This is a genomic window from Noviherbaspirillum album (assembly GCF_035916955.1).
In the GTDB taxonomy this organism is placed as follows: domain Bacteria; phylum Pseudomonadota; class Gammaproteobacteria; order Burkholderiales; family Burkholderiaceae_D; genus Noviherbaspirillum; species Noviherbaspirillum album.
Window position 1 is genome coordinate 1 of the sequence record NZ_JAWIIV010000141.1, and the last position, 627, is coordinate 627.

General features: G+C 60.3%; 1 protein-coding gene. It reads right to left on the reverse strand.

Going from position 1 to position 627, the window contains the following annotated elements; translation table 11 throughout:
• Window positions 1-46: 46 nt before the first annotated feature.
• Window positions 47-627 (reverse strand): transposase (locus RY831_RS33115; RefSeq protein ID WP_326510519.1); only part of this gene is annotated, 581 nt, incomplete at its 5' end.

Consider the following 627-nt stretch of genomic DNA (forward strand, 5'->3'; position numbering starts at 1 on the left):
GAGCTAGTGTCAAGACTGGTGTATGGCGGCTTGAAGGATAGCGGCGTCAGGCGGCGAGTTTTTGCTGTTCCGGTGGATTGTCTTGCACCGGTAGTCCATCCTTGAACGGCACGCCCGCCAGCAGCACACTGATCTTGTCGGCGCCACGAATCTTGCGCCAGCTCTTTTCTGCTTCTTCCATCAGTTTGAACGCCAGCCCGAGAAACGTCGCCCGCGACAGGCAGTTACGTGAGCGCGTCGTCCGATGTCGCACCGTGGCAAACGTCGACTCGATCGGATTGGTGGTCCGAATGTGCTGCCAATGCTCGGCCGGGAAGTCGTAGAATGCTAGTAGACTGTCCTTGTCCTGAGCGAGCTTCTCCACGGCCTTCGGATACTTTGCGCCATAGGTACTGACGAACTGCCCGAACGCGCTGATGGCATCGGCCCTGGTTTCGGCCATAAAGATCGCCTGCAATCCGGCACGGGCTTTGGACTGCAATGTCGCCGGCAGCGCATTCAACACATTGCCCAGCTTGTGGAACCAACAGCGCTGCGCCGTCGTCGCCGGGAACACCTCTTCCAGCGCCGCCCAGAAGCCCATCGCACCATCACCGATGGCCAGCCGCGGACCGCTCTGCAAGCCAC